The organism is Vogesella facilis (assembly GCF_042648525.1).
Taxonomy (GTDB): Bacteria; Pseudomonadota; Gammaproteobacteria; order Burkholderiales; family Chromobacteriaceae; genus Vogesella; species Vogesella facilis.
Genome location: NZ_JBHRXN010000010.1, coordinates 89,394 through 108,667, shown reverse-complemented (window position 1 = coordinate 108,667; position 19,274 = coordinate 89,394). Strand labels below are relative to the sequence as shown.

General features: G+C 68.6%; 21 protein-coding genes. 5 read left to right on the top strand and 16 right to left on the bottom strand.

The window, feature by feature from the left end:
* Positions 1-26: 26 nt before the first annotated feature.
* The 10 genes from ACFOLG_RS04635 to ACFOLG_RS04590 all read right to left on the bottom strand — a co-directional run bounded on the left by ACFOLG_RS04635 (position 27) and on the right by ACFOLG_RS04590 (position 9,681).
* Positions 27-4,217 carry a DEAD/DEAH box helicase gene (locus ACFOLG_RS04635; RefSeq protein WP_386088925.1) on the bottom strand — a complete coding sequence of 1,397 codons (4,191 nt, stop codon included), beginning with the start codon at positions 4,215-4,217 and terminating at the stop codon, positions 27-29.
* Between the two features lie 175 nt (positions 4,218-4,392).
* A complete protein-coding gene (gene hemL / locus ACFOLG_RS04630; protein WP_386088923.1) occupies positions 4,393-5,670 on the bottom strand; it encodes a glutamate-1-semialdehyde 2,1-aminomutase in 1,278 nt (425 codons plus the stop codon).
* 387 nt (positions 5,671-6,057) lie between these two features.
* Positions 6,058-6,390: a thioredoxin family protein gene (locus ACFOLG_RS04625; RefSeq protein WP_386088922.1), complete on the bottom strand. Its 333-nt coding sequence runs from the start codon at positions 6,388-6,390 to the stop codon at positions 6,058-6,060.
* Between the two features lie 51 nt (positions 6,391-6,441).
* Entirely contained in the window at positions 6,442-6,858 is a 417-nt protein-coding gene (locus tag ACFOLG_RS04620; RefSeq protein ID WP_386088920.1) for a flagellar protein FlhE, read from the bottom strand.
* 185 nt (positions 6,859-7,043) lie between these two features.
* Positions 7,044-7,505 (bottom strand): CYTH domain-containing protein, encoded by a 462-nt coding sequence (locus ACFOLG_RS04615; protein ID WP_386088918.1) that lies wholly within the window; start codon positions 7,503-7,505, stop codon positions 7,044-7,046.
* Positions 7,489-7,902 (bottom strand): DVU_2496 family lipoprotein, encoded by a 414-nt coding sequence (locus ACFOLG_RS04610; protein WP_386088916.1) that lies wholly within the window; start codon positions 7,900-7,902, stop codon positions 7,489-7,491. The genes ACFOLG_RS04615 and ACFOLG_RS04610 overlap by 17 nt, the downstream gene beginning before the upstream one ends.
* A complete protein-coding gene (locus ACFOLG_RS04605) occupies positions 7,902-8,318 on the bottom strand; it encodes a CopD family protein (protein WP_386088914.1) in 417 nt (138 codons plus the stop codon). The genes ACFOLG_RS04610 and ACFOLG_RS04605 overlap by 1 nt, the downstream gene beginning before the upstream one ends.
* Before the next feature lies 1 nt (position 8,319).
* Positions 8,320-8,670: an MmcQ/YjbR family DNA-binding protein gene (locus ACFOLG_RS04600; RefSeq protein WP_386088913.1), complete on the bottom strand. Its 351-nt coding sequence runs from the start codon at positions 8,668-8,670 to the stop codon at positions 8,320-8,322.
* Between the two features lie 10 nt (positions 8,671-8,680).
* The gene (locus ACFOLG_RS04595; RefSeq protein WP_386088911.1) at positions 8,681-9,490 is read right to left on the bottom strand and encodes a M48 family metallopeptidase; all 810 of its coding nucleotides are present in this window, start codon (positions 9,488-9,490) and stop codon (positions 8,681-8,683) included.
* A 26-nt stretch (positions 9,491-9,516) separates the two neighbouring features.
* Complete coding sequence (locus tag ACFOLG_RS04590) at positions 9,517-9,681, bottom strand: rubredoxin (protein ID WP_349584755.1); 165 nt, start codon at positions 9,679-9,681, stop codon at positions 9,517-9,519.
* A 63-nt stretch (positions 9,682-9,744) separates the two neighbouring features.
* Between ACFOLG_RS04590 and thiD the strand changes: the two genes are divergently transcribed.
* The 3 genes from thiD (at position 9,745) to ACFOLG_RS04575 (ending at position 12,092) form a co-directional block, all read left to right on the top strand.
* Positions 9,745-10,602 carry a bifunctional hydroxymethylpyrimidine kinase/phosphomethylpyrimidine kinase gene (thiD, locus tag ACFOLG_RS04585; protein WP_386088906.1) on the top strand — a complete coding sequence of 286 codons (858 nt, stop codon included), beginning with the start codon at positions 9,745-9,747 and terminating at the stop codon, positions 10,600-10,602.
* Positions 10,589-11,203 carry a thiamine phosphate synthase gene (gene thiE / locus ACFOLG_RS04580; RefSeq protein WP_386088904.1) on the top strand — a complete coding sequence of 205 codons (615 nt, stop codon included), beginning with the start codon at positions 10,589-10,591 and terminating at the stop codon, positions 11,201-11,203. The genes thiD and thiE overlap by 14 nt, the downstream gene beginning before the upstream one ends.
* A 97-nt stretch (positions 11,204-11,300) precedes the next feature.
* Positions 11,301-12,092, top strand: coding sequence for a DinB family protein (locus tag ACFOLG_RS04575; RefSeq protein WP_386088902.1), 792 nt, complete (start codon positions 11,301-11,303; stop codon positions 12,090-12,092).
* 174 nt (positions 12,093-12,266) lie between these two features.
* On the opposite strand, the gene ACFOLG_RS04570 is transcribed toward ACFOLG_RS04575, so the two are convergent.
* Entirely contained in the window at positions 12,267-13,037 is a 771-nt protein-coding gene (locus ACFOLG_RS04570; protein WP_386088900.1) for an EAL domain-containing protein, read from the bottom strand.
* A gap of 198 nt (positions 13,038-13,235) precedes the next feature.
* On the opposite strand from ACFOLG_RS04570, the gene ACFOLG_RS04565 reads away from it, so the two are divergent.
* A complete protein-coding gene (locus ACFOLG_RS04565; protein ID WP_386088898.1) occupies positions 13,236-13,904 on the top strand; it encodes a flagellar basal body L-ring protein FlgH in 669 nt (222 codons plus the stop codon).
* A 10-nt stretch (positions 13,905-13,914) separates the two neighbouring features.
* On the opposite strand, the gene ACFOLG_RS04560 is transcribed toward ACFOLG_RS04565, so the two are convergent.
* The gene (locus ACFOLG_RS04560; RefSeq protein ID WP_386088896.1) at positions 13,915-14,433 is read right to left on the bottom strand and encodes a hypothetical protein; all 519 of its coding nucleotides are present in this window, start codon (positions 14,431-14,433) and stop codon (positions 13,915-13,917) included.
* Positions 14,434-14,624: 191 nt separating this feature from the next.
* Between ACFOLG_RS04560 and ACFOLG_RS04555 the strand changes: the two genes are divergently transcribed.
* On the top strand, positions 14,625-15,389 hold the full coding sequence (locus ACFOLG_RS04555; protein WP_386088893.1) for a response regulator: 765 nt from the start codon (positions 14,625-14,627) through the stop codon (positions 15,387-15,389).
* Between the two features lie 82 nt (positions 15,390-15,471).
* Here ACFOLG_RS04555 and ACFOLG_RS04550 read toward each other — a convergent pair whose 3' ends face one another.
* The 4 genes from ACFOLG_RS04550 to ACFOLG_RS04535 form a co-directional block, all read right to left on the bottom strand.
* Positions 15,472-15,975, bottom strand: a complete 504-nt coding sequence (locus ACFOLG_RS04550; RefSeq protein WP_386088890.1) for an ester cyclase — start codon at positions 15,973-15,975, stop codon at positions 15,472-15,474.
* Positions 15,976-16,068: 93 nt separating this feature from the next.
* Positions 16,069-17,520 carry a gamma-aminobutyraldehyde dehydrogenase gene (locus tag ACFOLG_RS04545; protein WP_386088888.1) on the bottom strand — a complete coding sequence of 484 codons (1,452 nt, stop codon included), beginning with the start codon at positions 17,518-17,520 and terminating at the stop codon, positions 16,069-16,071.
* Entirely contained in the window at positions 17,517-18,329 is an 813-nt protein-coding gene (locus tag ACFOLG_RS04540) for an ABC transporter permease (protein ID WP_386088885.1), read from the bottom strand. Before ACFOLG_RS04540 ends, ACFOLG_RS04545 begins: the two co-directional genes overlap by 4 nt.
* Complete coding sequence (locus tag ACFOLG_RS04535) at positions 18,319-19,272, bottom strand: ABC transporter permease (RefSeq protein ID WP_386088882.1); 954 nt, start codon at positions 19,270-19,272, stop codon at positions 18,319-18,321. Before ACFOLG_RS04535 ends, ACFOLG_RS04540 begins: the two co-directional genes overlap by 11 nt.
* Positions 19,273-19,274 lie beyond the last annotated feature (2 nt).

Here is a 19,274-nt window from a genome sequence, read left to right as displayed (position 1 = left end):
TGCGCAGCCGGGCCGTGGCCAGGCGCTTACAGCGCCTCGCCCTTGAGCAGCGCCAGCAGCGCCGCGGTATCCAGCTTGGCGCTGGCGTCGCCGCCTTCCAGCAGGCTGTCGGCCAGGTCGCGCTTCACACCGTGCAGCGCCACGATCTGCTCCTCGATGGTGTGCTCGGCCACCAGCCGGTAGATGGTCACCGGCCGTTGCTGGCCCATGCGGTAGGCGCGGTCGGAGGCCTGGTCTTCCACCGCCGGGTTCCACCACGGGTCGAGGTGGATGACGAAGTCGGCGGCGGTGAGGTTGAGGCCGGTGCCGCCGGCTTTCAGGCTGATCAGGAACACATCGCCCTCGCCGCGCTGGAAGGCATCCACCCGTGCCTTGCGCTCCCGCGCCGGGGTGCTGCCGTCCAGATACTGGTAGGCGATGCCCTGATCGTCCAGCCACTGCCGCACCAGCTTGAGATGGTCGACGAACTGGCTGAACACCAACGCCTTGTGGCCGTTTTCCAGCAGCTCCTCGGCGATTTCGGTGAATGCGGCCAACTTGCTGCCGGCAATGGCGCTGTCCGGCAGCACCAGTCGCGGGTGGCAGCAGAAGCGGCGCAGCTTGGTGATTTCGGCCAGCACCTGCATCTGCTTGCCATCGGTGCCCTGCAGCTGGTCGAGCTTGTCCACCGCCTGCTGGCGCATGGCTTCGTACAGATGCAGCTCGTCCGGAGACAGCGGCACCTTGCGGGTGATCTCGGTACGCGGCGGCAGCTCGTGCAGCACCTGGCTCTTGGTACGACGCAGGATGAAGGGCTGGATCAACGCCTTCAGCGCCGCGCGGGCGTTCTTGTCGCCGCGCTCGATCGGCGTGGAAAAACGCTGCTGGAAGCGCTCCTGGCTGCCCAGCAGGCCGGGGTTGAGGAAGCGGAACAGGTTCCACAGCTCGCCGAGGTGGTTTTCCACCGGGGTGCCGGAGGCTGCGAGGCGGAAGCCGGCGTTCAGCGCCATCACCGCCTGCGAGCGTTTGGTGCCGGCGTTCTTGATCGCCTGCGCCTCGTCCAGCACCACCGAGCGCCAGTCCACCGCGGCAAAGGCGTCGGCATCCAGCTGCAGCAGGCCGTAGCTCACCACCACCAGGTCGAACGGCCCCAGGTCCACCAGCGAGCGGAACTGGTGATACGGCCGCACGCGCAGGGTGGGGGCGAAGCGGGCGGCTTCGGACAGCCAGTTCAACGCCACCGAGGTGGGCGCCACCACCAGCTGCGGGCCGCCGGGCGCGCGCTCCAGCAGCAGCGCCAGCGTCTGCACCGTCTTGCCCAGGCCCATATCGTCGGCCAGGCAGGCGCCCACGCCCCAGTGCGCCAGGCGCGCCATCCAGTCGTAGCCTTCGCGCTGGTAGTCGCGCAGCTCGGCCTGCAGCGTGGACGGCAGCTGCGGCTGGTAGTCGCGCAGGGTGTCCAGCGTGGCCAGCTGCTGCTGCCAGGCGGCATCGGCATCGAATTCGCCCACCTCGCCGGCCAGCTCGGCCAGCACCGGTGCCGCCAACTGGGCGTAATGGATGCCGTCGCGGCCAACGTGGTCGGCCAGCAGCGCCAGCTCCTCCAGCCGCTGCTTCATGCTGTCGGTCAGCGCCAGCCAGTCGTCGTCGCCCAGCGCGATGAAGCGGCCCTGCTGCTGCGCCGCCAGTTCCAGCAGCTCCTTGAGCTGCAACACGCGGCCGTCGTCCAGCCGCAGCTGGCCGCCGAGCACGAACCATTCGCCGTGGCGTTTCACCGACAACTGCAGCTGCGGCAGGCCGCGGCGCGACTTGATGCGCAGCCGCTCGCCCTCCGGCCACACGCAGGCCAGCAGCGCGGCATCCAGCTGCTGCAGTTCGGACAGCACTTCCAGCGCCTGCTGCGGCGACGGCAGCTGCCATTCCTGGCCGTCGTTGTCGGCGCCGGCCAGCGCCGGGCAGGCGGCCAGCACCTGTTGCAGCGCGGCGCGCTCGGCTGCCAGGTTGCGGCGGGTCTGCACGGTGCGGCCATCCACCTCGCCGACGATGCTTTCCATGCCGCTGCCCGGCTTGCACCAGTTGGCCGCCGCCAGTGGCCGCATCAAGAGCTGCAGGCGCAGGCCCTGCGCCAGCGGCAGCAGGTGGGCGTACAGGCGGCCGTCGGCCGGAATGCTGTCCAGGTGGCCGGCCAGCTCCGGCAGGTCGGAATGAATCGGCACCAGCGGCGCCACGCTGGTCACCGCGTCGATCAGCTGCGCCTTGGCGGCCAGCGGCACGGTGAGTTCGCGGCCGATGATGCCGGCGATCTGCCGCACCTCGCGGCCAACCTGGTACACCGCCAGCCGGGTGGGGGTGTCCTTCTCCCACACCACCTCGCTGTCGGCGGCGATCTTGCCGGGGTTGAGGCGCACGCGGATCTCGCGCGCGTCCTCGGTGAGCTGCAGCGACACCTGGCCGGCCACCACGTCCACGCGCACGTCCGGCGCGTCGGCCCAGTACACCGCGCCGTGACCCACCAGCGCCGGCAGCGACTTTTCGGCGTCCAGCTCGTAGGCGCTGCCACCGCCGTAGTAGCTGTCGTGCGCCGATTTGATGTGGCGCAGGATGCGGCGGTCCGGCTCGGCCAGGTAGTCGAATTCGTCCGGCGTTTCCAGCAGCCGGCGCAGCGCCACGGCGCGGCCGCGGCTCCACTGCCCGCGGGCGCCCAGTTTCTGTTCGCGCGGTTCCATCAGCACGCCATGCGGCGCCACGGTGATGAGCCAGGCCAGGCGGGTATCCTTGCTGTCCACGGTAAGCGGGGTCTCCTTGCCGGCGCCCAGCAGCTTGAGCGCGTTGAGTGCGTGCTGCCAGGCTTCCTGGCGGCGGTAGATGTCCACCAGCGGGGTGAGCTGGCGCTGCGCGTGCCACTGCGGCTGCTGCCGCGCCACGCCGAACTGGCGCCACAGCAGCGCGGCGATTTCCTGCGCCGCCCAGGCGTAGCCTTCGTCCTGCAGCTGCTGGCCGAACTGCGCCAGCGCCGCCTGCCACGCCGGGGTGCGCGCCTGCTTCACGTCCAGCCACCAGGCGGCCACCGCCAGCAGCAGGCCGTCCAGCCCGCTCAGCGCCGACACGTCCGGCAGCTGCAGGCCGGCGGCCACCGCCGCGCTTTCCTGCACCGTGAGCAGGTGCTGCAGCACGTAGTAGCTGTGGCCGTGGCGCTGGCGCACGCCGGCGGCGATGGCCTGCTTCAGCTCGGCCTGGCGCTTGTCGTCGCGGCTGCCGATCAGCGCCAGGCAATAGAAGGCGTTGAACACCGCCGGCAGTTCCAGCGTGCGTTTCTTGGTCTCGCGGCGGATGTCGGCCAGCCAGTCGGCCATCACCTCCAGCGCCTCGGCGTAGCGGCCCTGCATCACCGGCAGCAGCAGCCGGCGCGCCACCGGCAGGCCGTCGCCCTCGGCACCCGGCCGGGTCACCTGCTCGAAATCGGCGCGCCACAGCGCCTGCTGCAGCAGCTGGGCGGTGAGTTCGTCCCAGTCGCGGTAGCCGTCCTCCAGCCGCGCCAGCGCGTAGCGGTAGCCGTCGGCGAAGTGGTCCAGCCGCCAGTTGGCGTCCGGCAGGTAGTCCATCAGCAGCTGCACCTGGATGTCGTCGTCCAGGCGGTCGAACAACGCGCGGCCGGCGGCGGTGTGGAACAGGCGCTTGAACGGCGGCTGCGGCTGTACGCCGGCGCCGTGCTGCACCAGCTGCTGGTACTGCGCCAGCCACGCGGCGGTGGGTTCGGCGCGGCCCTGCAGGATCGCCAGCCACAGCCGCAGCTGCAGCGCCGGCGCGCTGGGCGCGGTACGCGGCAGCGGCAGGTGGTCGCTCAGCAGCTCGCCCCAGGCGGCCAGCTCGGCCTGCTCGTCCAACAGTTGCAGCAGCACCGCGTTGCGCGCCTGCGGCGCGATGCGGTACGGCAGGCCGCTGGTGCGCACGATGGCATCGCGGTGTTCCAGGTCGCCCAGCACGCTGCCCAGCGTGTCGTTGTTCAGCGCCTTGCCCTGCGCATCGCGGATCAGGTTCAGGCTCAGCAGCATCAGCAGATTGGGCTTGTTCTCGCCGTTGGGCAGCAGCGCCAGCGCGCGCAGCACCGCCAGGTGGGAGGCGGGCAGCTGGTCCAGCGGAAGCAGGAGTTCGGACGGGGTCATGTCGGCACGGATCGGGTGGGCCGCGGCAAGGTGCGCGCCGCGGCGGGGGAAATCGAACCCGAAAGTGTACGGCAAGGCGGCGCCGGCGGCCATCGACGGCGCGAGAAAAACGCCCCTGTACGGCGCAGGGTTTTCGTGGCCGCCGGGACGGCGGGCGGCGGCAAACGTTGGCCGCACGCCCGCAAACAAAACCCCCTGCCGTGTTGCCGCGGCAGGGGGTGGTTTCAGGCGGCCAACCCTGGCCGCAAACTCAGATGCGCGCCAGCGCGCGGCGGGCCGCGGCGATGGTGTCGTCGATCAGCGCCTCGCTGTGGGCGCTGGAGGTGAAGCCGGCTTCGTAGGCCGACGGCGCCAGGTACACGCCCTCGTCCAGCATGGCGTGGAAGAAGGCCTTGAAGCGGGCGATGTCGCACTGGGTGGCCTCGGCGTAGCTGGCCGGCACCTTGTCGCTGAAGTAGAAGCCGAACATGCCGCCGACGCTGTCGGTGACCATCGGCACGCCGGCATCGCGCGCGGCGTCGGCCAGGCCGGCGGCCAGGCGGGCGCTGAGGCGGCCGAGATTGTCGTGGAAGCCCGGCTGCTGGATCAGGCGCAGCGTGGTGAGGCCAGCAGCCACCGCCAGCGGGTTGCCGGACAGGGTACCGGCCTGGTAGACGTTACCCAGCGGTGCGATCTTGGCCATGATGTCGGCACGGCCGCCGAAGGCTGCCAGCGGCATGCCGCCACCCACCACCTTGCCCAGCGTGGTGAGGTCCGGGGTGATGCCGTGCAGGCCCTGGGCGCAGTTCAGCGCCACGCGGAAACCGGTCATCACTTCGTCGTAGATCAGCACCGCGCCGTACTGCTCGGTGAGCGCGCGCAGGCTGCGCACGAACTCGGCGGACGGCTTGATCAGGTTCATGTTGCCGGCGATCGGCTCCAGGATCACGCAGGCAATCTTGTCGCCCAGTTCCTTGAAGGTGTCGGCCAGCTGCTGCACGTCGTTGTACTGCAGCACCAGGGTGTGTTTGGTGGTGTCCGCCGGCACGCCGCCGGAAGATGGGTTGCCGAAGGTGAGCAGGCCGGAGCCGGCTTTCACCAGCAGGCTGTCGGAGTGGCCGTGGTAGCAGCCTTCGAATTTCACGATCAGGTCGCGGCCGGTAAAGCCGCGCGCCAGGCGGATGGCGGACATGGTGGCCTCGGTGCCGGAGCTCACCAGCCGCAGTTGCTGCACCGACGGCAGCAGCTTGCAGATTTCCTCGGCGATCTCGACCTCGCCCTCGGTGGGCGCACCGAACGACAGGCCGCCCACGGCGGCGTCCTGCACTGCTTTAATCACCTCGGGGTGAGCGTGGCCGAGAATGGCCGGGCCCCAGGAGCCGACATAGTCCAGGTACTGCTTGTCGTCGGCATCCCAGAAGTAGGCGCCCTCGGCGCGCTTGACGAAGCGCGGGGTGCCGCCTACCTGGCCAAAGGCACGCACCGGCGAGTTGACGCCACCGGGGATGACTTGCTTGCCACGTTCGAACAGTTCGAGATTGCGGGACATTGCTTTTCCTTTCTGGCAGCCATGCGCGGCTGCGCTTCACATTGGGTGCGGCACCGGCAGCGGGCGGCCGCCGGGCGGGAATTCCTGTCGGCAACGATAGCGCCTGGTTGCCGGCGCGGCGTTGACCTGTGTCCAGCTGCGGCGCCTTCTACGGGCGCCATGGGGAAATCAAGAGCGCGATTTTCCGGCAAATCGCCGCCGCGGGCTAGTTGGCCGCAAGAAAGCTGTGTTCCGCCGGCGGCCAAGCTGGCGCGTGTGCCCGCGCTCGCGAGCCAGCGCGAGACAAGGCGAAAACGGTCGCGGAGGCGGAGTTTACCGGTAGTAAATGCGCCGCCCGGGGTCGAATGCACGCCGTAGCGCCACGCGCAGCAGACCGTGCACCGGTGCTCAGGGCGCGGGCGGCAGCAGCGCCAGCAAGTCTGCCACCTCGGCCGCCGCCAGCGGCCGCACCACGCGGCCCAGCTCCACGCCGTGCTGCAGCAGGATCAGCGTCGGCCACAGCTTGACGCGGAAGCTGCGCCCCAGCCGTCGCCCGGCGCCGTCTTCCACCTTGATGTGGGCCAGCGCCGGCTGCGCGGCCAGCGCCTGGGCGATGGCCGGCTGCGCGCCCTGGCAGTGCGGGCACCAGTCGACCCCGAATTCCAGCAGCAGCGGTTCGGCACTGGCATCCAGCGTGGCGCGCTCGGGAGCGCTGGCGGAGTAAGCGGCAACATAGGGCATGACGTAGTCCATGGCGACGAGGCGGTGGCGGCGGCAAATACTGCCGCCGGCTCAGAAGGTATAGCTTACCGCCAGCTGCTGCTTGCCGCTGAGCAGCGGCATGATGGCACCGCTGCCGCCGACCGCGTAGTGCAGCTGGAATGGCTGGCTCGGACTGAGACCGCGAAACGCCGCACTAGTGCCGCTGGCGTCCTTGCTGACATCCAGGCAGCGGCTGCCCTGGCACAGCTTCACCGTCAGCCCGGGCGGGCGGTAGGAAAACTGCCAGGCGTAGTACACCGTGGTGATGCGGCCGTCCGCCGGCGGCGCGCCCAGCAGCGGAAAGGCGGCGCGGTACGGCGTGTTGCGGACGGCGACGGTGGGCGCCACCACCTCGCTGGCATAGGAGGCGGCGGTGGCCTGCGCCAGCGGGCTGGCGGCCAGCAGCAAGGCGGCGACGGCGCGGGACAAACTGGCGGCGTTAGGCATCCGGCTCTCCTTTCCCCGGCGTGGCCGGGCGGCAACAGGGCGGCAACGGGGCAGACAAGCAAGCTCGATGCCCGTGCGGCGGCGGCGGCCGCAAACCAGGTTGGCCGCATGCCTGCGCGGCAATGCGGCCAACGTTTTGGCGCGCCGGCAGCCTGCGGTGCCGCTGGCCGTGCGCGGCCGCGACCTTACCAGCGGGTATACGGGTTTTTCGACAGGTAGGCGTTGGTGTAGCGGCCGTCGAAGGTGACTTCCTCGCCCAGCCAGGCCGGCGTGTCGAAGGCGGTGTCTTCCGACGGCAGCTCGATCTCGGCCAGCACCAGGCCGCCGTTGTCGCCGAAGAACTCGTCCACTTCCCAGATGAAGCCGCCGAACTCGATGCGGTAGCGCAGCTTGTCCACCACCATCGGGCACATCGCGTCCATGATGGTCTGCGCCTCGGCCTGCGGGATGGCGTATTCGAACTCGTGGCGGCTGATGTCGCTGATCTGGCCCTTGAGGGTGAGCCAGGCCTGCTCGCCGACCACGCGCACGCGCACGGTGCGTTCCTTTTCCACCGACAGATAGCCCTGGCGGTAGCGCACGCCTTCGGCCAGGCCGCGCCAGGCGTCACCGTTCACCTTGAAGCGGCGTTCAATTTCCACTGCCATGCGATTCTTCTTTCTTGAGGAGGCGGGCCGGCGCTTTCAGGCGCCAGTCGGCCTCGTGATAGGGATAGACGTCCTGCGGCCAACGTGCGTCCAGCCGGTAGACGAACCACGGCTGGCCGCGCTGCAGGCGGTTGCCTTTCAGCGCATCGCTGTAGTCGCTGTGCGCCGCCAGCACGCTGCAGTAGGCCTTGGTGCCGGGGTAGTGGCCATCGGATGCCAGTTGCAGCCCGGCCGGCACCTGGCCGGCAGGCAGGCGGCCCGGCAGCGGCGCCACGTTGGCCGCAGGGGCATCGCCGTAGTCCTGGCCGGTGAGCACGAATACGCCGTCGGTACAGTCCTGGCGTTTGCAGCCGGCCAGCAGCGCGGCCAGCAGGATCAGGGGGAGAGCGAGTTTCATCAGAACGGTTTGACCACCACCAGAATCACCACCACCAGCAGCAGCAGCACCGGCAGTTCGTTGAAGACGCGGAACCAGACATGGCTCCGGCGGTTATGCCGGGCGCGAAAATCGGCCAGCAGCTTGAAACAGTAGCCGTGGTAGCCGGCCAGCAGCGCCACCAGCGCCAGCTTGGCATGCAGCCAGCCGCCGCCGATGCCGTAGCCGAACATCAGCCACAGGCCGCACAGCAGCGCCAGCACGCCCAGCGGCGTCATGAAGCGCAGCAGCTTGTGCGCCATTAACAGCAGGCGGTCGTACTCGGCGCCGGGCTGCGCCATGGCCAGGTTGACGTAGATGCGCGGCAGGTAGAACAGGCCGGCGAACCACGCCACCACGAAGAAGATGTGAAATGCCTTGAGATAGAGATAGGCCATGTCAGAGTCCGTACGCGGCGCGTACTTTCTTGGGAAGTTTCAGCAACACCAGCCGCCAGGAGGCGGCCAAGCCGGCCTGCAGCTGCGCCAGATCCAGCGCGGCGCTGCTGTCGACACTGATCCAGCGCGCCCGCGCTAGGTAGGGCGCCGGGCGCACGCCGGGCAGGCCGGACAGGGCGAGGAAATCCTCGTCCGCCACCTTGTAGGCCAGGGTGTCGCCGTGGAAGGTGGCGAACATCTTGCCCGCCACCTTCAGCACCTGCACCCCGCCCCACAGCAGCTCCAGCTGCGCGCCGGGCAGGGCCTGCGCGTGCTGCAGCAGCGTGTCGAGCTGGGCCGGAGTCAGTTTCACGTGGAACCGCTTATTTCTTTGCCGCCTGGTACAGCGGCATCACCTTGGGAATCAGCCGCTGCAGCTCGGCGATGCGGTCCTGCCCGGACGGGTGGGTGGACAGGAAGCCCGGCCCGCTGCCGCCGCCGGCCTTCAGCATCTTCTGCCACAGGCTGATGGACGCTTGCGGGTTGTAGCCGGCGCGCGCCATCAGCTCCAGGCCGATGGTGTCGGCTTCGGTTTCCATGCCGCGGCTGTGCGGCTTGGTCAGCGCCACGTCGGTGGCCAGCGCCGCCAGCTCCATCGAGCCTTGCGACAGCCCGGCCAGCTGGCCGACGATGCTGAGACCGGCCTGCTGCGCGTAGGCCTGGCTCATGCTTTCGCGGCTGTGCTCGCGCAGCGCGTGCGCCATTTCGTGGCCGATCACGGTGGCCAGCTCGTCATCGCTCAGCGCCAGTTTTTCCACCAGCCCGCTGTAGACCATGATCTTGCCGCCGGCCATGCAGTAGGCGTTAAGCTCCGGCGAGGTGGCGACGTTGACTTCCCACTGCCAGTTGCGCGCATCCTGGCGGAACACCGGCGCCTGGCGGATCAGCCGCTCGGAGATGGCGCGCACGCGGCGGGTGATCGCGGCGTTGCTGTTCAGCGCGCCGGCGGTCTTGGCCTTCTGCAGCTCCTGCGAGTAGGCCTGCGCCGACATGGTGGAAACCTCCTGCTCGGACAGCAGGATGAACTGTTTGCGCTTCACCCCCACCTCGCCGCCGGCGGTGGTGTTGACACAGCCGGCCAGCGCGGCCGAGAGCAGCAGCGCAGCGCTGCAACGTCGCAGAGTGGTGTTCATAGTCTATGCATCCATCAAGTGATGGCTCAGAATGCCATCATTTCAAAGTCGTCCTTGCGCGCACCGCAGTCCGGGCAAGTCCAGTTCATCGGTACATCTGCCCACTTGGTGCCGGGGGCAATACCGTCCTCCGGGCGCCCGGCGGCCTCGTCATAGATAAAGCCGCAGATCAGGCACATCCAGGTTTGCATGGTTTTGGTTTCCAAACGGTTAAAATGCACATTGTAAATGCTCCTGCACAAAGAGGATAAACCTTGAGCCAAGACAACCCGCTGCCGCCCATCGTGCTGACGCTGGCCGGCTCCGACCCCACCGGCGGCGCCGGCATCCAGGCCGACATCCTGACCCTGGCCAGCATGGGCTGCCACCCGCTGTCGGTGATCACCGCCGTCACGGTGCAGGACACCCGTGGCGTGCAGGATTTCCTGGTCATCGACGACGAGTGGGTGCTGGACCAGGCGCGTGCGGTATTAGAGGACATGCCGGTGGCGGCGTTCAAAGTCGGCATGGTCGGCAGCATCGAAAACGTGGTGGCGATCGCCGAACTGGCCGCCGACTACCCGGACATCCCGCTGATCTACGACCCGGTGCTGGCCAGCGGCCGCGGCGACGAACTGGCGCGCGACGAGCTGGTGCACGTGCTGCGCGACATGCTGTTGCCGCAGGTAACGGTGCTGACGCCCAACAGCATCGAGGCGCGCCGCCTGGCGGCCAACGACGAGGACGACGAGGACAGCATCACGCTGGCCGACTGCGCCAAGCGCCTGACCCGGCTGGGCTGCGACTACGTGTTCATCACCGGCACCCACGAAACCACCCGCGACGTGGAAAACCGCCTGTACGACCGCAGCGGCGAAGTGCGGCTGGACACCTGGCCGCGGCTGAACGGCAGCTTCCACGGCTCCGGCTGCACGCTGGCCTCGGCAGTGGCCGGGCTGATCGCCCGTGGCCTGGCGGTGCCGGAAGCGGTGAAGGAGGCGCAGGACTACACCTGGCAGGCGCTGCGCTACGGCTTCCGCCCCGGCATGGGGCAATACATCCCGGACCGGCTGTTCTGGGCCAACGACGATGCCAGCGACGACGAGGACAAGGATCAAGATGCCCAAGGTTAGCGGCCTGTACGCCATCACCCCCGACACCGACGACAGCGAACGGCTGATCGAGCAGGTCAGCGCCGCGCTGGACGGCGGCGCCCGCGTGCTGCAGTACCGCAACAAGGGCTGCGACCCGGTGCGCCGGCTGTGGCAGGCCAGCATCCTGGCCAGCCTGGCGCGCAGCCGCGGCGCGCTGTTCATCGTCAACGACGACGTGGAACTGGCGCGCGCGGTGCAGGCCGACGGCGTGCACGTTGGCCGCGACGACGCCGCCGTCGCCAGCGCGCGCGCCGCGCTGGGCCCGGCCGCCGTCATCGGCGCCAGCTGCTACAACGACCTCGCGCTGGCCCGCGCCGCGGTGGCCGCCGGCGCCAGCTACGTGGCGTTCGGCGCGGTGTTCAGCTCCGGCACCAAGCCGGGCGCGGTGGCCGCGCCGCTGGCGCTGTTCGCGCACAGCATCGATCTGGGCGTGCCGCGCGTCGCCATCGGCGGCATCACCGTCGCCAACGCCGGCCAGGTGGTGGCCGCCGGCGCCGACGCCATCGCGGTGATCGGCGGCCTGTTCGACGGCGACGACGTGGCCGAACGCGCCGCAACGTTGGCCGCACTGTTCGACTGAGCCTGCGGCCAACCTTGCCGCAGCGCAGATAACGCTGTACATCCCCCGACGCCCCTAGTAACGTATCAAAATGCTACGTTACTAGGGGCCACCTCCCATGCACAACCGTTTCGACCAGTTCCGCCTCACCGCACTGGGCCAGCAGCTGGAAGCGCTGATCGACAGCCCGCAGCGCTACACCGAATACGCGGCACTGTCGCGCGCCGAGATTCCGGCGGTCAGCGCCATCGTGCACGATCTGCAAAGCCGCTTTCCGGAGCTGGCCGCCGACCAGACCGCGCGCCAGTTCTGCGGCGCCATGGTCGGCGACGTGATGCGCCGCCACGGCCACGCGCTGCTGCGCCCGCGCGGCCGTGTGCCCGGCAGCTATTTCAGCTATGGCGCGGTGTGGTCGCCGCTGCCGCAGCAGCGCAGCTTCGCCGAGCTGCTGCAGCAGTTGGCGGCGATGCCGGCGCTGGTGCAGCACAGCCTGGCCGCAGTGCCGGCGGCACAGCGCCGCCAGCGCCCGGCCGGCACCGCGTTCTCGGCGCTGGAGCACCTGTGCCACCTGCGCGACCTGGACCGCGACGCCTTCCTGCCGCGGGTGCAGGCGATGCGGCAGCAGCAGCAGGCCGCACTGCACGGCGTCAACGGCAGCGTGTGGGCAGTGGAGCGCGATTACCAGGCGCAGGACTGGCAGCAGGCAGTGGATGGTTTCGCCGCCGCGCGCCAGGCGCTGCTGGCGGCGCTGCAAGACTGCGACGCGGCGGCGCAGGCGCGCATCGCGGTATGGGAAGGGGTGCGCCGGCTGACGCTGGCGGAGCTGGTGGCCGATATGGCCGCACACGACGCCACCCATTTGCAGGAGATCGACGAGCTGCTGGCGGCGCTGGCCGGCGAGGCGGTCTGAGCCGCCCACTGGACACGGCCAAGGGCCGTTGCCCAGCCTACGATTCCGCAGCAAGCCAGCAGGCGGCCAAGGTGACGCGGTAAACATTGGGCGTCGCTGCGCGCAGCCGAAGCTACCTGCTGGCGGGCGCGATGGCCTGTGCGGCGGAGCGGCTTGCGGCCAACGTTGGCCGCATCACAGCAGCTCGCGCACCGGCAGCAGCGCCGGCCGCCCCAGGTGGAAGCCCTGGTACAGCTCCAGCCCCAGCGCCTGCATCGCCGCGTGTTGCACGGCGCTTTCCACGCCGCACACCACGCTGCGGCAGCCGATCTGCCACGCCAGCTGCAGTTCGCGGTCGAAGCGGCCACCGTCGCCCTGCTGCTGGTCCAGCAGCATGCTGCGGTCGAACTTGATGATGTCCGGCCCCAGCGCGCGCGTGCGGCTGTGGCTGGAGGCGGTGGCGCCGAAGTCGTCGATGGCGACGCCGAAGCCGGCCTGCGCGACGCGGCGCAGGCTGTCGGCCAGCTGCAGCGGGCTGTGCTCCAGTTCGTATTCCAGCACTTCCAGCACCAGCGCCGCCGGTGCCAGTGCCAGCGCCGCCGCCAGTTGCTGCAGCAGCGGCAGCAGGCCGTCCACCTGCAGCGAGGCGGCCTGCACGTTCAGCGCCAGGCAGCCGTCGCTGCGCGCCTGGGCAAAGTTGTGCAAATGCAGCACCAGCGCCAGCACGTCCAGCTGCCGCGCGGCGGCGTCGTCCAGCGTGGCGAACAGCCGGTCCGGGCGCAGCGCCTCGCCGGCGGCGTCGTGCACCCGCAGCAGCGCCTCGTGGCCAAACAGGCCGCCGCTGCGGTAGAACAGCGGCTGGAACACGCTGTGCAGCGCATGGCCGGCAAACTGCGCCCGGTAGCGGCCGCTGTCATCGCGTTGCAGCGCCGGCAGCAGCGCCGTGAGACTGGGCAATCGGGTCATCGCGGCGATCCAGTGGCAGATAATGGTTGCAGCATAGCCGCTGCCGTGCGGCGGCGACATGGCGGCGGCGGCGCGCGTGTTGCCGTTTCGTTTCCGCATCGCAACAGGCGGACACAATCCGCTTACCAAGCGGCAGTGCTGCGGCTACATGCGCGTGCTTGAATCGCACGCATGCATTCTGCACAGCGAGCTTCCGCCATGGCCCCCCTGCGTCTGATTTTTCCCCTGCTGCTGCTGGCCGGCTGCACCACGCAGTCGGTGGTGCAACTGCCCACCAGCGCCTACCCGCAGCTGCGCCCGGTGCTGACCAGCCAGGCCGATGGCTCGATCTTCAACCCGTCCACCGCCAAGCTGTTCTTCGAGACCCAGCTGGCGCGGCAGATCGGCGACGCCATCACCATCACCATCGAGGAAGACCTCAGCAGCAGCACGTCGCAGGCACTGAACGACAAGTCCAGCGGCAACAACAAGGTCAACGGCCCGGCGGCGCTGAATACCGTGCCCGGCATGGTGAAGCAGCTGTTCAATGTGGATGTGGATTCGGACTACAGCCTGCAGGACAAGCTGGATCACTCGCGCAAGAACAACAGCAAGGTCAGCGGCAACATGATGGTGTCGGTGATCGATGTGCTGCCCAATGGCTACCTGGTGGTGGGCGGCGACAAGATGCTGCTGATCAACAACAAGCAGACCGTGCTGCGCCTGTCCGGGGTGGTCAACCCGGCCAATCTGCAGGCCGGCAACACCATCTCCTCCAAGCAGGTGGTCAACGTGCGGCTGGATCAGGTCAACCAGGACATGCCGCTCGACGCCAGCGTGCTGGCTTGGGTGCAGTTCCTGTTCGGCGTGGCGCTGACGGTGTACTGAGCCGCGCGGCTCAGGGCGCCACCGCCGGCGAGCGCAGCGCGAACAGCAGCTGATCGACCAGGAACACCAGCTTGGCCTCGGTGCTGGCCCAGCGATCCATCACCCGTGGCTCGTACGCCACGCTGGCCAGCACATGGCCTTCCTTCTGCAGCGCCATGGTGGCGTAGTTCAGATACGCATTGTCCTTCTCCCATACCCGGGTGGCGGCATAGAGAAAGGTCACGCAATCCGCCGGCACGCTGCCCGGCTGATAGACCTGGGTCTCCACGCCGCGGCGGGTCATGCTGTCCTGCACCACGCGCACGAAATCCGGCACCGTCACTTTGTCGTTCCACTGGATGCAGATACGCGAATAGGGCGCCTGGCGGCGGTCGAAACGCTGCCGCTCCTTCTCCACGAATGCCTGCATTTCACTGGCAGTGGAAAAGGTAAACGTAAAGATATCCATGGTCGGATTGGGCAGCGACTGTACGGTGATGCAACCGGACAGCGCCAGCAGGGTAAGGGCAACAACAGGAAAACGGGTCATGAGTGGGGCAAGCCGGTTAAGCGGCCGCGCGCGGGCGCGGCCATCGGCGACAAGCCTAGCCGCAGCAGTGTTGCCTGCGATTGGCCGTTTTGTAGAAATCCGCTTACAAACGGCACATATGGGGTCAGCACGGCGTCGTTACCCTACATTTTTTTGCGGCCAACCTTCGGTCACCACACGCCACCCACACCATGCTGCAAGCCATCTACCCCCCGCCAACCAGCATCAGCGACCCGGGCACCATCCGCGTGCTGGTGGTGGATGATGACGACGAAATCCGCCAGCTGATCTGCCAGTACCTGGGCAACTACGCCATCCGCTCGGTGGGCGTGGCCAATGGCGAGGCGATGCAGCAGGCGCTGGGCGAGCACAGCTTCGACGCCATCGTGCTGGACCTGATGCTGCCGGGCGAGAACGGCCTGTCGCTGTGCAAGCGGCTGCGCAGCCACTCCGGCGTGCCGATCCTGATGATCAGCGCGCATGGCGACCCCACCGAGCGCATCATCAGCCTGGAAGTGGGCGCCGACGATTTCCTCACCAAACCGTTCGACATCCGCGAACTGGTGGCGCGCATCCACTCGGTGCTGCGCCGTACCCGCCAGCAGCCGGCCAGCGGCCCGCAACCGGACGCGGCACCGCAGCGGCTGGGCTTTGGCGACTGGCAGCTGCACCTGACGCTGCGCCAGCTGCAGGACCGCGACGGCACCGTGGTGCCGCTGTCCAATGCCGAATTCCGCCTGCTGTCGGCGATGCTGCAGCGCCCGCGCACGGTGCTGGACCGCGACCAGCTGCTGGACATCACCCGCGGCAGCACGGTGGAGGTGTTCGACCGCAGCATCGATATCCTGATCTCGCGGCTGCGCGGCAAGCTGCGCGACGACCCGCGCAGCCCGCGGCTGATCCGCACCGTGCGCGGCGAGGGCTATATGCTGGACGCGCAGATCCGCCCGCTATAGCCGCCGTGCGGCCAAGCTGGCCGCCATGAAAAAAGGCCATCCGCACGCGGATGGCCAAGCCCATTGCCCCTGCTGCCCCTGCCTACTTGATATTGCCCAGCTGCTTGTTCAGCGACAGCGCATCGTAGAAATCACCCTGATAGACGATGCGGTTGTTCTTCACCCGGATCAGGCTCAGCCCTTCGAAGCTGATCGGCTTGCCGGTGGCCTTGCCCTCGTTCACCGTGGCGTCGATGTTCGGCCCGGTGTTGGTGCCGGTGAAGCGCCAGCGGAACACCACCTCGTTCCGGGTCACCACCGGCTTGTCCAGCATCTGCCATTTCAGGTCCGGGAAGCTGTTCATGAAGAAGCGGATCACGTTGTCGCGCGCCACCACCACGCCGTACTGCGATTCGCCCACCGTCACATCGTAGTACTCCACCTCCGGGTCCATCGCCATCGCCGCCTGGTTGGCGTCGTGGGCGTTCCAGCCCGCCATGTACTGCTGCACCACCTGCAGCGGCGTGGCCGCCCAGCTGGCGGTGGACAACATCAGGCCGCCCGCTGCCGTCAGCACGGCCAGGCGTCGGGTGATTGCTGTGTGCATATCTGTCTCCCAGGGTGAACGAGGTTGGCCGCAGCCCTGCGGCCAACCGGATGGCGCCGTCTTCCCGGCGCCCTGCAGATCGTGAGCAGCGGCTTACTGCTTGATCATCACGTGCCGCACGCAGCTGTAGTCTTCCAGCGCGTACAGCGACATGTCCTTGCCGTAGCCGGAGCGCTTCATGCCACCATGCGGCATCTCGCTCACCAGCATGAAGTGGGTGTTCACCCAGCTGCAGCCGTACTGCAGCTCGGCCGACACCTGCAGCGCGCGGCCAACGTCGCGGGTCCACACCGAGCTGGCCAGGCCGTAGTCGGAATCGTTGGCCCAGGCCAGCGCCTGCGCGGTGTCGTCGAACGGCGTCACCGACACCACCGGGCCGAACACCTCGCGGCGCACGATCTCGTCGTCCTGGCGCGCGCCGGCGATCACCGTCGGCTGGTAGAAGAAGCCGGGGCCGCTGCCGGCGGCGCCGCCGGTCACTACCTCGATGTGCGGCTGCTGCTCGGCGCGCTCCACGAAGCTGGCGACGCGGCTGCGCTGGCGCTCGGAGATCAGCGGCCCCATCTCCACGCCTTCCAGGTGCTGGTGGCCGACCTTGATGCTGGCCACCGCGCCGGCCAGATCGGCGACGAAGCGCTCGTAGACGCCTTTCTGCACATAGATGCGGCAGGCGGCGGTGCAGTCCTGGCCGGCGTTGTAGTAGCCGAAGGTGCGGATGCCTTCCACCGCGGCGGCGATGTCGGCATCGTCGAACACGATCACCGGCGCCTTGCCGCCCAGCTCCAGGTGGGTGCGCTTGAGCGAGCGCGCCGCGGTTTCCAGCACCCGCTGGCCGGTGGACACGTCGCCGGTGATGGAGATCATGCGCACTTCCGGCTGCGAGATCAGCGGGCTGCCCACCGTTTCGCCGCGCCCCAGCACCAGGTTGAACACCCCCGGCGGCAGGATGCCGGCGGCCAGCTCGGCCAGCTTCAGCGTGGACAGCGGCGTCTGCTCGGACGGCTTGAGCACCACGGTATTGCCGGCGGCCAGCGCCGGCGCCATCTTCCACGCCGCCATCATCAGCGGGTAGTTCCACGGCGCGATGGAGGCCACTACCCCCAGCGGGTCGCGGCGGATCAGGCTGGTATGGCCGGGCAGGTATTCGCCGGCCAGCGCGCCGGTCTGCGCGCGCACCGCGCCGGCAAAGAAGCGGAACACGTCCACCACCGCCGGGATCTCGTCGGCCAGCGCCAAGTGGTGCGGCTTGCCGCAGTTCAGCGATTCCAGCCGCGCGAATTCCGGGCCGCGCGCCTCGATGGCGTCGGCCAGCGCCAGCAGCTTCTCGCTGCGCTCACGCGGGGTGGTGCGCGCCCAGCCGGCAAAGGCGGCCTGCGCGGCGGCCACCGCCGCCTGCACCTGTTCGCCGCTGGCCTCGGCGATCTCCACGATCAGCTCGCCGCTGGCCGGGTTGACGATGCGCTCGCGCTCGCCGTGGCCGTCGACGAATTCGCCGCCGATCAGCATGCGGGTTTGCAGTGTCTTTTCCATATGCACCTCGGTCATTTACCGCTGCCGGCGATGTCTTCCGTGCCGCGGGTCAGGTAGTAGGCCGCCAGGATAGGCAGCATGGTGATCAACATCACGCTCATGGCCACCACGTTGGTGATGGGCACGTCGCGCGGACGGGTGAGCTGGTTCAGCATCCAGATCGGCAGCGTGACTTCGTTGCCGGCGGTGAAGGTGGTGACGATGATCTCGTCGAAGCTGAGCGCGAACGCCAGCATGCCGCCGGCCAACAGCGCGGTGGCGATCTGCGGCAGCACCACGTAGCGGAAGGTCTGCCACACGTTGGCGCCCAGATCCTGCGACGCCTCCACCAGGCTGTAGCTCATGCGGCGGAAGCGGGCGATCACGTTGTTGTAGATCACCACCACGCAGAAGGTGGCGTGGCCGATGGCGATGGTCCAGAAGCCGGACGGAATGTCCGCCAGCCGGTACGCCGACAGCAGCGCGATGCCGGTGATGATGCCGGGCAGGGCGATCGGCAGGATCAGCATCATGGTGATGGCGTTCTTGCCGAAGAAGTCGCGGCGGTACAGCGCGGCTGCGGCCAACGTGCCGAGGATCAGCGCCAGCACGGTGGCCAGCGCCGCCAGCCGCAGCGACAGGCCGATGGCCTGCAGCACGTCGTGGCGGGCGAAGGCGGCGCCGAACCATGCCAGGGTGTAGCCCTTGGGCGGAAAGCTGTAGCCGGCGCTTTCGGCATTGAAGGCGTACAGGAAGATGATGGCGATCGGCAGGAACAGGAAGCCGATGCCGCCGTAGGCCAGCAGGCGCAGCCACAGTGGCGCGCAGTCTTGATCAGAGTGCATCGAACGCTCCCAGTTTGCGCGCGCCGGTCAGGTACAGCGCGATGATCAGCACCGGCACCACGGTGAAGGCGGCGGCCAGCGGCATGTTGCCGATGGAACCCTGCATGGTGTAGACCATGGAGCCGATGAACAGGCCGGACGGGCCGATCAGCTGCGGGATGATGTAATCACCCAGCGTCAGCGAGAAGGTGAAGATGGAGCCGGCCACCACGCCAGGGAAGGCCAGCGGCAGCACCACATGGCGGAAGGTCTGCGCGCCGCTGGCGCCCAGGTCGCTGCTGGCCTGCATCAGCCCCAGCGGCACCCGCTCCAGCGCCGCCTGCACCGGCAGTATCATGAACGGCAGCCAGATGTAGGTGAACACCGCGAAACGGCCCAGGTGCGAGGTGGTCAGCGAATTGCCGCCCAGCAGCGGGATGGTCATCAGCCAGTCCACCACGCCGGCGAGGCCGAGGTGCTGGTAGCCCCAGTACACGATGCCGTCCTTGGCCAACAGCACGGTCCAGGCGTACACCTTGACGATGTAGCTGGCCCACATCGGCAGCATCACCGCCACGTAGAAGCAGCCCTTCTTCCAGCCGCGGGCGTAGCGCACCATGTAGTAGGCCAGCGGGAAGGCCAGCACCGCTGCGGCCAACGTTACCGCGCTGGCCATCGCCAGCGTGCGCAGCACCACGTCGAAATTGGCCGGCTGCAGCAGCTGCTGGTAGTTGGCCAGCGTCAGCTCGCGGCTGACCTCCATGGTGAAGTCGTCGAAGGTGAAGAAGCTCTGCACCAGCAGCGTGGCCAGCGAGCCGATATACACCAGCAGAAACCACATGAGCGGCAGGCCCAGCAGCAGCGCCAGCTGCAGGCCGGGGCGGCGGTACAGCGCCACGCCCAGGCGCTGCCACAGGCCAAGCGGCGCGGCGGCGGGGGCGGTGGACAGCGAGGCGGTCATCATAT

Excerpts from the sequence above, each read along its gene's own strand:
- ACFOLG_RS04570 (WP_386088900.1), bottom strand. The coding sequence starts at position 13,037 with ATGACCCGATTGCCCAGTCTCACGGCGCTGCTGCCGGCGCTGCAACGC.
- ACFOLG_RS04590 (WP_349584755.1), bottom strand. The coding sequence starts at position 9,681 with ATGCAAACCTGGATGTGCCTGATCTGCGGCTTTATCTATGACGAGGCC.
- ACFOLG_RS04550 (WP_386088890.1), bottom strand. The coding sequence starts at position 15,975 with ATGCACACAGCAATCACCCGACGCCTGGCCGTGCTGACGGCAGCGGGC.
- ACFOLG_RS04545 (WP_386088888.1), bottom strand. The coding sequence starts at position 17,520 with ATGACCGAGGTGCATATGGAAAAGACACTGCAAACCCGCATGCTGATC.
- thiE (WP_386088904.1), top strand. The coding sequence starts at position 10,589 with ATGCCCAAGGTTAGCGGCCTGTACGCCATCACCCCCGACACCGACGAC.
- ACFOLG_RS04565 (WP_386088898.1), top strand. The coding sequence starts at position 13,236 with ATGGCCCCCCTGCGTCTGATTTTTCCCCTGCTGCTGCTGGCCGGCTGC.
- ACFOLG_RS04560 (WP_386088896.1), bottom strand. The coding sequence starts at position 14,433 with ATGACCCGTTTTCCTGTTGTTGCCCTTACCCTGCTGGCGCTGTCCGGT.
- ACFOLG_RS04605 (WP_386088914.1), bottom strand. The coding sequence starts at position 8,318 with ATGGCCTATCTCTATCTCAAGGCATTTCACATCTTCTTCGTGGTGGCG.
- ACFOLG_RS04540 (WP_386088885.1), bottom strand. The coding sequence starts at position 18,329 with ATGCACTCTGATCAAGACTGCGCGCCACTGTGGCTGCGCCTGCTGGCC.
- ACFOLG_RS04620 (WP_386088920.1), bottom strand. The coding sequence starts at position 6,858 with ATGCCTAACGCCGCCAGTTTGTCCCGCGCCGTCGCCGCCTTGCTGCTG.
- ACFOLG_RS04555 (WP_386088893.1), top strand. The coding sequence starts at position 14,625 with ATGCTGCAAGCCATCTACCCCCCGCCAACCAGCATCAGCGACCCGGGC.
- ACFOLG_RS04575 (WP_386088902.1), top strand. The coding sequence starts at position 11,301 with ATGCACAACCGTTTCGACCAGTTCCGCCTCACCGCACTGGGCCAGCAG.
- ACFOLG_RS04615 (WP_386088918.1), bottom strand. The coding sequence starts at position 7,505 with ATGGCAGTGGAAATTGAACGCCGCTTCAAGGTGAACGGTGACGCCTGG.
- ACFOLG_RS04610 (WP_386088916.1), bottom strand. The coding sequence starts at position 7,902 with ATGAAACTCGCTCTCCCCCTGATCCTGCTGGCCGCGCTGCTGGCCGGC.
- hemL (WP_386088923.1), bottom strand. The coding sequence starts at position 5,670 with ATGTCCCGCAATCTCGAACTGTTCGAACGTGGCAAGCAAGTCATCCCC.
- ACFOLG_RS04535 (WP_386088882.1), bottom strand. The coding sequence starts at position 19,272 with ATGATGACCGCCTCGCTGTCCACCGCCCCCGCCGCCGCGCCGCTTGGC.
- ACFOLG_RS04625 (WP_386088922.1), bottom strand. The coding sequence starts at position 6,390 with ATGCCCTATGTTGCCGCTTACTCCGCCAGCGCTCCCGAGCGCGCCACG.
- ACFOLG_RS04595 (WP_386088911.1), bottom strand. The coding sequence starts at position 9,490 with ATGAACACCACTCTGCGACGTTGCAGCGCTGCGCTGCTGCTCTCGGCC.